At 54.0% G+C, this 13,282-nt stretch carries 11 protein-coding genes; 5 read left to right on the forward strand and 6 right to left on the reverse strand.

Annotated elements, in window-relative coordinates:
• Positions 1 to 122 precede the first annotated feature (122 nt).
• Positions 123 to 1,799 (reverse strand): Na+/H+ antiporter NhaC, encoded by a 1,677-nt coding sequence (gene nhaC, locus H8274_RS08870; RefSeq protein WP_185934339.1) that lies wholly within the window; start codon positions 1,797 to 1,799, stop codon positions 123 to 125.
• 12 nt (positions 1,800 to 1,811) lie between these two features.
• Entirely contained in the window at positions 1,812 to 3,098 is a 1,287-nt protein-coding gene (locus tag H8274_RS08875; RefSeq protein ID WP_244924583.1) for a MalY/PatB family protein, read from the reverse strand.
• Positions 3,099 to 3,803: 705 nt separating this feature from the next.
• Between H8274_RS08875 and xylA the strand changes: the two genes are divergently transcribed.
• The 5 genes from xylA to H8274_RS08895 all read left to right on the forward strand — a co-directional run bounded on the left by xylA (position 3,804) and on the right by H8274_RS08895 (position 6,874).
• Entirely contained in the window at positions 3,804 to 5,147 is a 1,344-nt protein-coding gene (gene xylA, locus H8274_RS08880) for a xylose isomerase (RefSeq protein ID WP_065419433.1), read from the forward strand.
• 323 nt (positions 5,148 to 5,470) lie between these two features.
• On the forward strand, positions 5,471 to 5,668 hold the full coding sequence (locus H8274_RS08885) for a hypothetical protein (RefSeq protein ID WP_185934340.1): 198 nt from the start codon (positions 5,471 to 5,473) through the stop codon (positions 5,666 to 5,668).
• A 281-nt stretch (positions 5,669 to 5,949) separates the two neighbouring features.
• Positions 5,950 to 6,078 carry a hypothetical protein gene (locus H8274_RS09895; protein ID WP_276330079.1) on the forward strand — a complete coding sequence of 43 codons (129 nt, stop codon included), beginning with the start codon at positions 5,950 to 5,952 and terminating at the stop codon, positions 6,076 to 6,078.
• Between the two features lie 41 nt (positions 6,079 to 6,119).
• Positions 6,120 to 6,572: an integrase core domain-containing protein gene (locus H8274_RS08890; protein WP_185934341.1), complete on the forward strand. Its 453-nt coding sequence runs from the start codon at positions 6,120 to 6,122 to the stop codon at positions 6,570 to 6,572.
• A gap of 92 nt (positions 6,573 to 6,664) precedes the next feature.
• Positions 6,665 to 6,874 carry a hypothetical protein gene (locus H8274_RS08895; protein WP_143021795.1) on the forward strand — a complete coding sequence of 70 codons (210 nt, stop codon included), beginning with the start codon at positions 6,665 to 6,667 and terminating at the stop codon, positions 6,872 to 6,874.
• A 316-nt stretch (positions 6,875 to 7,190) separates the two neighbouring features.
• Here the strand turns inward: H8274_RS08895 and H8274_RS08900 are convergent, their stop codons facing one another.
• The 4 genes from H8274_RS08900 to yicI form a co-directional block, all read right to left on the reverse strand.
• The gene (locus tag H8274_RS08900; protein ID WP_244924584.1) at positions 7,191 to 8,201 is read right to left on the reverse strand and encodes a carbohydrate ABC transporter permease; all 1,011 of its coding nucleotides are present in this window, start codon (positions 8,199 to 8,201) and stop codon (positions 7,191 to 7,193) included.
• 11 nt (positions 8,202 to 8,212) lie between these two features.
• The gene (locus H8274_RS08905) at positions 8,213 to 9,184 is read right to left on the reverse strand and encodes a carbohydrate ABC transporter permease (RefSeq protein WP_185934342.1); all 972 of its coding nucleotides are present in this window, start codon (positions 9,182 to 9,184) and stop codon (positions 8,213 to 8,215) included.
• Positions 9,185 to 9,194: 10 nt separating this feature from the next.
• A complete protein-coding gene (locus H8274_RS08910; protein WP_074662819.1) occupies positions 9,195 to 10,433 on the reverse strand; it encodes a sugar ABC transporter substrate-binding protein in 1,239 nt (412 codons plus the stop codon).
• A 153-nt stretch (positions 10,434 to 10,586) separates the two neighbouring features.
• A complete protein-coding gene (gene yicI / locus H8274_RS08915) occupies positions 10,587 to 12,932 on the reverse strand; it encodes an alpha-xylosidase (RefSeq protein ID WP_185934343.1) in 2,346 nt (781 codons plus the stop codon).
• Positions 12,933 to 13,282: the final 350 nt, after the last annotated feature.

Consider the following 13,282-nt stretch of genomic DNA (forward strand, 5'->3'; position numbering starts at 1 on the left):
CCAACAGTCTGATTAAAAGCTTAGGGGGTAGGAGATCGTTCCTACCCCCTAAGCTGGTTTATTGAGCTGTGATATCTGCACGGTGCCGCATGTCTACACAATGCCGATACCTGGTGGCGCCTCTATCTGGAAGCCGTTTGCGTGCCGGCGGTTAGAGTCTTTTTCGCGGCCGGGCCAGGTGTACCATCGCCCCAGCGGATCACATCCGCTTCCGTAAGATCTTCTTGCTCGAGGCGCTCGACCTGTTCTTCCCGGCTGAGGTTATAAATACCCAGACCAGTTGCCGCCAAGATGAGGGCGAAGATCATGCCCGACCAGTTGAGCACTGCCCACGGCACGTATTCGAGCGTGGGCACGCCCAGAGTGGCAGCCATATATGCACCCGCCGCCGTCCACGGGAAGAGCGTTTCAGTTACCGTCACCGAATCTTCTAGCGTTCGTCCGAGCACCTTCGGATGCACCCCGCGCCGTACATACGCGGGCCGGAGTACATCGCCCGGCATAATGAGCGAAATCTGGCCATTGCAGGTAACCGCGATTGTGCCCAAGCCGATGCCGATTGTGGAGGAAACTAGACCGAAGCGGGTCTTCACACCGCTGAGCACCCGTTCCACAAGGTAATCCAAAGACTTAGATACGCCCATGATCCCCGCAAATGCTATGGCACAGAAGCAGATTGCCAAAGTGCCGAGCATCGAGTTCATACCGCCACGCTCCAACAGTGTTTGCATGCTCTCCGATGCGGTATCAGGATCCCATCCCGAGGCGGTGATCATATCGAGTTTGAAACCAGAAACAAGCGTGGTGAAGGCGTCCTTGATATGAACTCCTTGAAACACGAAAGCATTAATCAGGCCAAGTACCGTACCAAGCAACATCACCGGAATCGTGGGTAATTGCATTCCCGCTCCAATGAGTACAACAATCGCAGGTACCAACATCCACAAATTAAAGTTAAAAATGGTGCTGAGCTCGGAGGTGATCGCTTCCACCCCGCTGATGTCTCCATCTACGTCATGAGACATAAAACCGGCGACGCCGAACACAACGGCCGCAAGCACGAAAGCCGCGCCAGTTGTCCACAGCATGTTCTTCACGTGCGTGAACAGCGGAACACGGGTGATCATGGCAGTAATATTCGTGGTGTCTGAAAGTGGCGACATTTTATCGCCAAAGTAAGCACCAGAAACGACTGCCCCCGCAACCATTGCCAGGTTGACATCCATGCCAATAGCGATGCCCATGAACGCCACGCCAATGGTTCCAGCCGATCCCCAAGAAGTTCCCGTACATAGGGAAACAATCGCGGTGCCGATAAGGGCGATGAGCGCTAGCCACCGCGGATCGATAAGTTTCAGACCCCAATAGACGAGGTACGGAATGGTACCGCCGGCCATCCAAGAACCAATAAGGATTCCGACCGTGAGCAAAATAAGTAAAGCCGGCCAGGCTTTTGCCATTTTCTCGGAAACGGAGTCCATCATGTCGTCCCAGCTATAGCCCAAGTACCAGGCAACCACCGCTGCTACCGCGGCAGCGCTAATAATCATGGGTTCTACGGGCAAATCGAATCCGATATAGCCACCGCCAATGAATAACACTAGAGCTAGAACTGGCAATAAAGCTAAGAAAACATTGAGTTCTCGCTTCTTCCGGGGCTTGGCAACTTTGCTCGCTGTGCCGGTCGAATTTGCAGAGTTTGCGGAGCCGGTTACGGTAGCGCCTTTGCTAGTTCGGTTTTGTGCAGGTGGAGTACCCGCAGGATTCTCCGCGGTTTCGCGGTTCTTTTTGTGAGCCACTGTTCTCACCTTTCATTCATTAGTCGTTTGTTGGCTTTGTGATCCGCCAGCTTCTTTGCCCAGATTGCGGGTTGCATTGACGGTGGCCTTGTTCTGATGCCACTGCTGGAAGCGGTCAAAAGCTTCTTCCAACATGGGCCGCGGCACGGCTAAATTGAGCCGGGTATAGGCGGCCCATTCAGTGCCAAAGCCGCTACCCGCTGAAACCTGTACGCGGGTTGCAGCTTGGAAAGCCTGCATTTTTTCCGCGGTGTCCAGTTCCGGGCCGGTGTGGATCCACAACAGATACGTGGCTTCTGGTGTAGCCGCTTGCCAATGCCCAGCGTGATCTGCGTTGATGCGGCCTATGGCATAGGCAAAATTTGCGTCTATATAAGTGCGTAGATCGGCTAGCCAAGCATCGGTTTCCGTCCAGGCTGCGATGGCGGCAGGGATCGCAAAATAGTTCGGATTGTGGAAACCGTGTGCACGCTTGCCGGCTTCTAATTCTTGGCGCAAATCCGCATTTTCTACGATTATTGCCGCCGCTTCCAGGCCTGCCATATTAAAAGTTTTGCCAGGAGAAACCGCGGTAATAAGCCGCCCGGTGGCGGCCAAGTCTGGTGCTACTTTGGCCAGCGGATTATATTGTGCGCCTTGCCGGAGCAGGTCGCAGTGAATATCGTCCGAAATTACTAGGCAATTATGTTTGCGTAGCAGTTCCGCGAGATTTTCTAGTTCCTTCTGCGTAAATGCTCTCCCGGTGGGATTATGCGGATTGGTGAGGATGAACAGATCGGCGCCATCTAGCCGGCGTTCCAGATCCGCGAAATCAATTCTCCATTCGCACGAATTTGCGGGCGGCAGCATAAGACTTTCGCTAATGTGCACGCCTTGCTTTTCGAGTACTTCTAGGATCGGATCATAAGCAGGCGAAAGAGTAACCGTTTTTTGCACTCCGCGAGTGGTGGCGATCATCGCCACCAGTTCTACTACGCGCGGCATAAACACCACGCTTTCCGGCGCGAATTCCCACTCGTGATGCCGGGCGAACCAACCCGCCGCGGCCAGCCGGAAATCATCGAATACTTCGGTGTACCCGTAAATCCCATGGGCGGCAGCTTTCTCTACCGCCGCTTGCACTGCCGGTGCCGTCCGGAACTCCATATCTGCTACGGAAAGCGAAATTGCTTGCTCCCCCATCGAGCTAGCCATGAGGTCCCACTTCGCGCTATAGGTATTCCACCTATCTACAGTTTCGTCGAAACGATGCATATACCTCCCTGCGCTATCTAGCTCGCGCAATATTTTGTTTTCCACGAGAGCCTCCTCGCACTCTTCTGTGTGAAACACGCGCCGCCAGGTGTTTGCGATAGCGGAAACTTGGATTCTTTCAGCCTTCGCTTACACCGAATGCCCAGAGTAAAATTTTTGCTTACTCCGCAGCCATCCTCGCCTTGCACCGCCTACTTATAACCGGGTGGCAACTATGGACTCCTGGCCATGTAGTCGTCGAGGAATCCCTATTGGATGCGGGTACTACCCCTTCTTTGCAGGTAGCCTCCAACGTCCAATCACACCGGGCGGAAAACCCGCTATAAGCCATAAATTTGGCGTCCGGTAGGGCACTCTCGACTTTGTTTTTCTATAAAACTAAGTCACTGGCCTGGAGTTGTCAAGGGCCGTAAGTGGGGCCAAGCTTTTCGCACGCCTTTCCGATTCAGCCTTCCTAAAATTTCTGCCAACCCTTTCACTAGACACCCAGATTTCGCCGGCGAATAGCGCTTTGGGCGCAAACTCAGGCCCAGGCGAAAATCGTTTTTCCGCTCCCCTTGCAAGTCCCGCGCCGCTCCGTCTAGACTTTGTTTTATTACACAACAAAGTCGTTGGAGGCTCGGTTTTAGATTTGGATTTTGCATAGTTATACAGCGGCGCGCATGCGCGTTTGCAAGGCCCAAACCCATCCGCACTAAAAGCGCCCGCGGCAATGTAACCGAGTGAAGCGAGTGAGAAGAAAGGCCGATTATGGCAGATCTGTGGAATATCGAGAAGATCCCGTTTGTGGGAACCGAAGAGGTTAAGCAGGGGCGCGGTTTTCGCTATTACGATGCCGATCGCGTAGTTGCCGGCAAGAAGATGAAGGATTGGCTGCGCTTTGCCGTAGCTTATTGGCACACCTTCGATGCCCGGCTCGTAGATCCTTTCGGGGATGGCACGGCGCAGCGCCCCTGGGACGGCAAGTATGCAGACCCGCTCAGCCAGGCCCTAGCGAAGGTCGATTACTCTTTCGAGTTCTATCAGAAGCTCGGCGTGGAATACTTCTGCTTCCACGATCGTGACATCGCCCCGGAAGGCGATACTTTGCGCGAATCAAACGCGAACCTGGACCGCGTCGTCGAACAAATTGCTGCGCAACAGGAGGCTACCGGCGTCAAACTCCTGTGGAACACCTGCAACCTTTTCAACAATCCGCGTTTCGCTTCCGGTGCGGCCACTTCTCCTTTCGCGGATGTTTACGCCTACGCGGGCGGCCAGCTCAAGCATTCGCTGGAAATCGCTAAGCGTTTGGGCGCGGAAAACTACGTGTTCTGGGGCGGGCGCGAAGGTTACGAAAACTTGTGGAACACGGATTATAAGCGCGAACAAGATAATATTGCGCGCTTCTTCCACATGGCCGTGGATTACGCGCAAGAAATCGGTTTGGAAGCGCAGTTCCTGCTCGAACCGAAACCGAAGGAACCCACTACGCACCAATACGATTTCGACGCCGCTACCACGATCGCCTTCCTGCAAACCTACGACCTCATGGACCACTTCAAACTCAACTTGGAAGGCAACCACGCGAACTTGGCCGGGCACACGTACCAGCACGAAATCCGGGTGGCGCGCAGCGCGGGCGTGCTCGGCTCGCTGGACGCGAACCAGGGCGATAAGTTGCTCGGTTGGGATCTAGATGAATTCCCGTCTGATTTGTATGAGACGACGGCGGTTATGTGGGAAATTCTCGATGAGGGCTCGATTGGGCCTTCCGGCGGCCTGAACTTCGATGCCAAGCCGCGGCGCACTTCCTACACGCCAGAAGATCTGTTCCTCGCCCACATCGTGGGTATGGATAGTTTCGCGGCCGGCCTGCTCGTAGCGGCGAAGATGCACGAAGATGGTTACATCCAGGAGCTGCTCGCCCAGCGCTACGCTTCCTTCGATACCGGTATTGGCAAGCAGGTAGAAAGCGGCGAGGCCACTTTGGCCGACCTGGAAGCCCACGCGCTTGATATTCCTTCCGCCGAACTGCTGGCTGCCACCGAGCCCGCACACCTCGAGCTCATCAAGGCCACAATCAACAACTACATCATCGCCGCGCTGCGGTAAGCGCTACGCTACGCGAGGCGGCGGCGTCGCGCAAAGCAACTGCGCACGGCCAGCACCTGCGCAAAGCACCACTCTAAGCGCGCACTAGTAGCCCAGCGGCCCGGGCCCGGATTCTCAAAATTCCGGCCCCGGGCCGCCTTGCTGCTTAGACGGCAGTGTCTCCTCGGTATACTCCTTATCGTCCTCACGTGATACGGGTGTTCCCATGGCAAGGAAGCAGGCACTCCCAGCTGGCATCCCCCGTGCCAGAGGAAATGAGGAGTACGAAAAACTGCTACCTGCAAGCAGCCACAAGCTACGTAGCTGCACAAAGGAGACTTCCGATGACTATCCAGATGACCACCGAGTTCGAGGATGCACTTTCCCGGATTGCCGCGGGCCGCAATGTGCTCATCGCCCGCGATGTGGCTTCAACCTCCCGCAAAGCGAAGAAGGCGCGCGAGTTCGGCAAGCCCATCATCGCACAAAGCCAATTCGAGGACTGGTGGCATCATGGGCCGTTTTTGGACACGAAGACCTAGACGCCGAGCCCTTGCCGAAACCTTTTGGAGAGTCGCGCATCTGCATCGGTTGCGTAACCGGGTCTCACACGTCGAACCGCTACTCGACATGAATGTTCGCGCACATATTCAAGAAGCATTTGATCTCGTTAAAGTGTGCCGGGACCTCACCTCCTGTTGGTGGGCATGGGCTAGCCCCGGCGGTTTGCCGGAGGAAAGTAGTCTTCTACCCTTTCCCGTAAGATCCATTCCGCGCAGTTGAAAGAGGAATGCGGTAGTGGCCGGGCTGGATTAAATAGACCATGCGATTTGAGCGTGTCTTCCGTGACGGCCCTGTTGGGCAGGATGAAAACACCGAGCTCAAGCGTTTACTCGGGGAAGCCGAGTTGGAAAAGGCTCTGCTGAAGGAGCTTGCGGAGGGAAAGTTCTGACCCCGGCACGCAGGTATGAAGCCATCGATTACGCTCTATCTGTGGGTTATTCGGTGCGCTTTGCCTGCCGGGTCGTCGGGGTATCCAGAGCGGCGTACTACAACGCCTGCAAACGCCACCAGAAGCCTGGCGCGGATAAGTACGCCGCTGTGCGTGGTGGTAGGCCTCGGGTGTTGCGTATGGATAACGGCCCGGAGTTCATCAGCCATGAGCTGACTCAATGGGCAGCCAAGCAAGACACTATCGAAGCGTTCATCCCACCGGGAATGCCCTGGCATAACGGGTTTGTGGAGTCCTTCCACAACCGGCTACGTGACGAGCTGCTAGAAGACGAGATGTTCGACGACCCTGCCCACGTGTCACGCTGCCTGCGACTGTGGTCAGAGCGTTATAAAACGCATCATCCTCATTCGAGCCTAGGACTTATCCCACCGACTGAGTACACCAACCAATGGCACCAAACCCAGCAAGGCACTCAAACCGACCGGTCCTAAAAACTAACCCAGCCCACAACCGCAACGAAGCCGTAACGAAAGAATGCTTCGGACCGGACACCTTCTATCTCCGCGTTTACGACATTAACGGTGTGGAAATATTGCGCGCCGAAAACACTGGCAGCATTGAGGGTAATAACTGTCGAACTGGGCTTATGAAGGGCGAGACCGGAACCTGGCGAACCGCATTTAATGGTCCCGATTCTGAGTTTGGATGGGCCGTTTTCGAAGACTACGAAGGCGAGGAAAGTATTGTTACGCTCGATCCGAACTTAGAGTTGCGGCGAGAAACTAGCTACTGATCGGCTTGATTTCGATTTCCGCTGGTCCCCGTGCGCCCCGTAACCATTCCTCAAAGCCAATAGAGCCCCGCGCGGTTTTGGTGTGGGATATCGGCGATATCCTCCAAGCCGCGCGGAGCTCAAATTTTTCCGTGTACCGGTTCCGGTGAACTCCTTCTGTCAGATTTTTACGCGTCTCTTTCCAGTTCCTGCGTAGAGGCTCTTCTCTGATTTTCGAATCACTCACCGGCTCGGTGTCTCTCCTACGTCGTTTCTTTCTCAGCATCGCCCGCAGAGCCACGTCTTCGTACTCGGACACCGCATTGTGTTCTGCTGCTCACCCTTTCGTAGCACCACCGGAGAGTCCGGCCACGATATATTTCTGCAGGCCAATGAATATAACCAGCACCGGCACGGCAATGATCACGGCAATGGCCATGAGATCATTCCACGCGGTTCCGTACTGGCCGATTACCCGATTGAGCGCCACTGTGAGCGGCTGTATTGAAGCGTCTGTGGTGAGCGTGAGCGCGAATGTAAACTCGCCCCACGCCATCAAGAACGCAAAGGAACTAATCATAATTACACCCGGCCGAATGGTTGGAATAATGATCCGCACAATTGTTTGTAGCGTACTCAGCCCATCCAGCTTCGCCGCTTCCTCTACCTCCACTGGGAACTGTTTAAAATACGGCCGGAGCAAGATTACCGCGAAGGGCAAAGTTGCGGATATATCCGCGAGAATAACGGAAATATAGTTATTTATCAGATCCAATTGACGGAACATCACGAACATCGGAATTGAAATAGCGATTGCCGGCAATAGCTGCACCACCGTCAGCATTACCATCATCGACGTCGTTATTCCGCCACGCAACCGCGCCACCGCATAGGAGGCAGGGATAGCAATTACCAGTGTTAAAACAAGTACAGACAGGGCGATGATCACAGAATTCAACAAGGCTTGCCAAACCCCGTAATTACCCGTCATTACGCGCGCAAAAGACTCCACCTGCGGCTCATGCGGATACATTTGCGGTGGTGATGCGAACATCGCTTTATTAGACTTCAACGACGTGTTTATCATCCAGTACACCGGGAACAAGTACACCGCGGCAATCAACCAAGCGATGACCGATTTCCACCGGTTGCGGACTTCTTGCCGGACCCGCCGCCGCGGATGACGGGTCTGAACTGCTACTTCTTCAGAGCCACGGTCTATATGCGCTTGCCCCTTGAATTCACCAACACTTAGTCCCGGATTCGGGCTGTCGTCAACAGTTACTTCTGTATGAGCTCCTCCCCCATTTTTAGCCATGGCGGTGTTGCTCCTTTCTTCATGTTTCATGGCTACCCCGCTTACTCTTCATCCCGCAGGCTCTTCACGTAGAACCATGAAAGCCCCAATGGGAGAAGCAGAGTCAGGGCGGAAGCCGCGGCTCCATTGCCGAAGTCGAAGACGGTGTAAGTTTCCAAATATGTGTAGATCGGCAGGGTTGTGGTGGCGTTGACCGGCCCGCCCTTCGTCATAACGTAGATAAGATCGAATACCTTGTACGTATTGATCACACCCAACAAGAGCACCGAAATGGTGACTGGTTTCATTAAAGGAAACGTGATCGACCAGAATTGCCGCCAGCTCGAAGCCCCGTCCACTTGCGCAGCCTCGTAAAGCGAATCGTCAATAGTCTGCAATCCCGAGAGGAGTAACAGCATATTGAAAGGGATCCCCACCCACAGATTCGCGATGATTACCGCTACCATCGCCGTGGGACCAACCGTCAGCCACCGGATCGGTTCATCAATGACCCCGAGTTTGCCAAACAGAAAATTGACAACCCCGAAATCTGAGTCAAAAAGCCACCGCCAGATTGTGCCTGTAACTACCGGAGGCATAATCCACCCAACAAGCAAGAGGGCGCGAATAACTCCGTTTCCGGGAAATGGCTTGCGAAAAAGCAAAGCCAAAGCGAAACCGAAAACATATTGGAAGAAAAGGCAAGCGATAGTGAAAATGGCACTCAACCCCAAGGCCTGCCAGAACACGGGATCGGAAAGCACATTCCCGTAGTTCGCAAATTTATTGAAGGTGAAGGTGCCCTTGATCAGATTTGATCCGTTGGCATTAGTAACCGAAAGGAAAAGGTTATAGAACAGTGGGAAGACCAAGAAAATGGCGATATAGAGAAGCGCGGGCGTGGCCAGGATTAAGCCCAGCCGCCGCGTAGTACGCTGGCTTCGAGTGAGTGGTACCCGGCGCCCGCGCCGCTTCGGTTTCTTCCCTTCGGTTACCCTGGCGATTGTGATGGTTGCAGTATCATTGTGCGGCATGGTTGCCTCCTTACGGCAAGAGCGGCTTAATGCTTGCCTCTGCCGTTTCGGCGGCCTCCTGGGGGCTCTTAGTTCCGTTCAGAGCCTCCTGAATAGAGAGCTGGATAGCCTCGGAAATCTTCGCGTACTCCCCGCCGTAGGAACGAGCGTGCGCAATCTTCAGTTGCTCTTCAAAGACCCTCATATTCGGATCGTCGGAGAAGGATAACTGACCTTTCAGATCCGGACGGGACGAAAGTTGACCGGTAGTATCGCAGTAAATCTGCGCACCTTGTTTGCTAGCCATGAACTTCACAAAAGCTTCCGCTGCTTCTGGTTGCTTCGCGCCTTCCATCACCACCAAATTCTCGCCACCTAAGCCAGTAGCGGCTTCTTTCCCCTTAGGCAATGGCGCTGTAGCCCACGGGAAATCTTCACCAATATTAGCTATCTCCCACGGGCCATTGATCATCATCGCTGCTTTTTCCGTGACGAAGCTATTCCGTGCATCTTCCTGACTCATATTAGTTACTGAGGAAGAAATCGATCCGTCATCTACGAGGCCCTTTACATACTCCAGTGCTTCGGCTCCGCTCTTTGCATAGTTATTCAAATCTCCCCCGGTTTGCCATACGAAGGGAAGCATCTGGAACACGCCCTGTTCATTCTTGATGGCAGAAAGCGCCAGACCAACATGATCGTCAGTAGTCAGTGCCTTGGCGGCTGACTTCAACGATTCCCAATCAGTAGGAACGGAAACACCCGCTGCGTCAAGCATTTCTTTGTTGTAGAAAAGTGCCAGGTTATTCGAATTTAGCGGCAGAGCGTAGGTCTTGCCTTCCAATTGACCCGATTCCCATGGCCCTTCGTAGAATTCGTTCTTCATGCCGCTCGTGGCTTCAGATATATCCCGAAGCAAGCCGAGGTTTGCAAAATTCGACGTATCAACATTGTCGATAATTGCGGCATCCGGTACGGCTCCCCCTACACCACCTTGAATGATGGACTTCTGCATATCTGCAAAGGCGAAGGAAGTCCGATTCACCTTGATGTTAGGATTCTGTTTCTCGAATTCGGCAACGGCGGCCACCATGCCATCATTAGAAACGCCACTACCCAAGTAATCCCAAACCTCGAGTGTGATCTTGCCGTCCTCGCCGGAATTAGATGCCTTTTTATTACTTCCACAGGCCGTTAGCCCGGTGAGTGCCAGGCCGGCAACTGCCGCCACCGCGGCGACCTTCCGCAGTAGATTTTTGTGTGCCCTCATGATTATTCCTCTTGTTATTTGTTTGGTTTTGTGGTGGCAAAGCTATCTGCCACCACTTCAACATTTTGGATTGGTTGGTAGCGCGCGTCCGCCTTGTTGTAGACCAAATCCGGATTCTTGGTAGTGGGTTTCCGGATTGTTGCTGACGAGCTTCTACCTCCACCAGGCGCGGATGTTTCCGTTTTCTGCCTGGCTCGGCGCAACAATTTCTCCGGAGGCAAGTTCTGGGAAGGGCTTCCAAGAGTTTTCGGCACTTCCGGATTCCACCTGGATCCGCTCACCCACAAAGTTCGCCGCCCATGGCAGTGCAGCACCCGCGTGTTGAACCGAAACTCCAGCTGCCTCCGGCATAACGGTAAATTCGGCCAGTCCGTCCGGCGTTCTTACCGAAATCGTTTCGGCAATAACGGGTTTTCCATATACGTACAAGACCACACCAGCAGGCCCGCAATTTGCGGTCGTCTGCATGCACTCTGCAGAAAGTGCGAGCACGGTACCCTCACGCACCATGACCGGCAGTGAATCGATAGCATGGGTTTCCCGATGCCAGCCGGCGTCACACACGCGCTTGCCGTTCAAAATGTTTATCCAGCCCCCGCACGGCAGATAGAAATCGACCTCGCCACTGTCGCTCATCACTGGTGCTACCAGGAGCTTCTCACCGAGCATGTACTGCGTTTCGGCGAAGCAAGCCCCTAAATCGTCGGGGTATTCCAGAATCATGTGCCGCAAAATCGGAATGCCACGTTCCACGGCATCCTCCTCTGTATGCTTCAAATACGGCACGAGCCGGTTCTTGAGCCGCGTGAAACGCTGAGCTACCCGCACGGCGTCGTCCCCGTAATTCCACGGCACCCGGTAGGAATCTGAACCGTGCAAACGCGAATGCGAAGAAAGCATGCCAAAGGGATACCAACGCGTGAAAACCTCCGTTGGGGATTGGCCTTCAAAACCGCCCATATCATGGCTCCAATATCCGAAACCAGAAAGCCCAAAGGAAAGCCCTCCGCGCAAAGTCTCGCCCATGGAAACGAAACTTGGCTCCGAATCCCCACCCCAATGCACTGGGAAAACCTGCGAACCAGCCGTGGCACTGCGCGCGAAAACGATCGCTTCTTCTTCCCCGCGTTCTTCTGCAATAACCTCGTATGCGGCCTTGTTGTACAGATAACTGTAATAATTGTGCATGCGTTGTGGATCCGAACCATCGTGCCAGCGCACATTATCAGTTGGAATACGCTCGCCAAAGTCTGTTTTCAGGGCGTCCACACCTTGCCGAATCAGGGTACGGAGCTTGCCCTTCCACCATTCCACCGCCGCCGGGTTCGTGAAATCTACAAAGGACAGTCCCGACTGCCAGTGGTCACTTTGCCGCACGCTGCCATCGATGCTGTGCAGCAGATACCCTGCTTGCCGGCCTTCTTCAAAGAGTGCGGAACGCTGCGCAATATACGGATTAATCCACACGCAGGTCTTAATCCCACGCTTGTGCAAACGTTCGAGGAGCGCTTCCGGGTTCGGGAAAACTTCCGGGTCCCAGGTGAAATCGCACCAATGCGAGGCGCGCATCCAATAGCAATCAAAATGAATAACAGAAAGAGGAATCCCAAGCTCTTCCATCTTGTCCACGAAGGACTCAACCTTCGTGTAATCAGTTTTGAACGACGTCGAAAGCCACAACCCGTAGGACCAATCCGGCACGTGCGGCGGACGCCCGGTGAGAGCTGTGTAGCGCTCTAAGGTTTTCTTCGGACTACCGCCATAAATGACGTAATACTCCAGGTATTGGCCCGGCACTGAGAACTGCACCCGCGTATTGATTTCACTCGTAACTTCGTAGGAAACCTTCTCGGGATGATTCACGAATACGCCATATCCACGGTTACTCAGGTAGAACGGAATGTTTTTGTATGCCTGCTCGGTGGCGGTACCACCATCCGCATTCCACATATCTACGGTTTGGCCATTCTTGATAACCTGACTGAATCTTTCACCCAAGCCGTAGATATATTCATTTGGCTGCACGGTGAGTTGTTCGTGAATGTAAGTTTCACCACTAGGTGATTCCGCAATTCCCTGGGAACGGCCAATTGCGGAAGTTACCTGTTTCCCCTTTGCCTTGAATTCCAGAAGATAATTACCGTTTTCGCAGGACATTTCCGCGCTGAGCTCCCCCGAAAGCATCTTCGCTCGGTTTTCTCCGGTTTCAATCTTCGTATTCGCGGCCGGCAGGAGCTCCTGTAACTGATAGTGCGGGCCGGGATCCACTGCTCCCGCAAAGTGTGTTAACCGTACTCGAATAATTCCTTCGGCTACCGCCTCGAGATCAACGGTAAGCTGGGGTGAATCAAGCTCGGCCCCCTTGAAGGGAATGTGGCGCGTGTACACAAACGCACGTAATAAACGCCCCCCCCCCGAGACCTCAAAGCCCTGAATTGCGCGCGGATGTTCTATTCGCCATCCCGTCCTGGGAAGCCAGTACCCATTGGAAAACTTCATCTCAGACCTCACCTTTGAGTTATTAGTGCCTTTTACTTCTATGCGGGATACCGTTGCGGCAGGCTCGACGGAAATTCCGCGCCCCTCTACCTATACGACTAGCCGGAGTGTTGATGCACCTTCGCATCTCTTGCCAGTCATTTCGTTCCGCAGAAAGTTCCTTACACTCCACCGTTGGAGCAAGACCTTCCTGAACGAGGGTGACGCTCACCACCCACCGCTCCCCCTATTATGTTTTACTACAAAACAAAGTGCAAGAGCTGGCGCTAAACCACCAGTTTGAGCTGGAACGACGATCGACCATCAAACACTTAGCGAGCAATTCATGCTCGCATCTAGACAAATAAAAG

This window comes from Actinobaculum suis (genome assembly GCF_900618115.1).
GTDB classification, from domain to species: Bacteria; Actinomycetota; Actinomycetes; order Actinomycetales; family Actinomycetaceae; genus Actinobaculum; species Actinobaculum suis.

Coding starts and splice junctions, on each gene's coding strand:
- xylA (WP_065419433.1), top strand. CDS start 3,804: ATGGCAGATCTGTGGAATATCGAGAAGATCCCGTTTGTGGGAACCGAA.
- H8274_RS08885 (WP_185934340.1), top strand. CDS start 5,471: ATGACTATCCAGATGACCACCGAGTTCGAGGATGCACTTTCCCGGATT.
- H8274_RS09895 (WP_276330079.1), top strand. CDS start 5,950: ATGCGATTTGAGCGTGTCTTCCGTGACGGCCCTGTTGGGCAGGATGAA.
- H8274_RS08900 (WP_244924584.1), bottom strand. CDS start 8,201: ATGAAACATGAAGAAAGGAGCAACACCGCCATGGCTAAAAATGGGGGA.
- H8274_RS08905 (WP_185934342.1), bottom strand. CDS start 9,184: ATGCCGCACAATGATACTGCAACCATCACAATCGCCAGGGTAACCGAA.
- H8274_RS08910 (WP_074662819.1), bottom strand. CDS start 10,433: ATGAGGGCACACAAAAATCTACTGCGGAAGGTCGCCGCGGTGGCGGCA.
- yicI (WP_185934343.1), bottom strand. CDS start 12,932: ATGAAGTTTTCCAATGGGTACTGGCTTCCCAGGACGGGATGGCGAATA.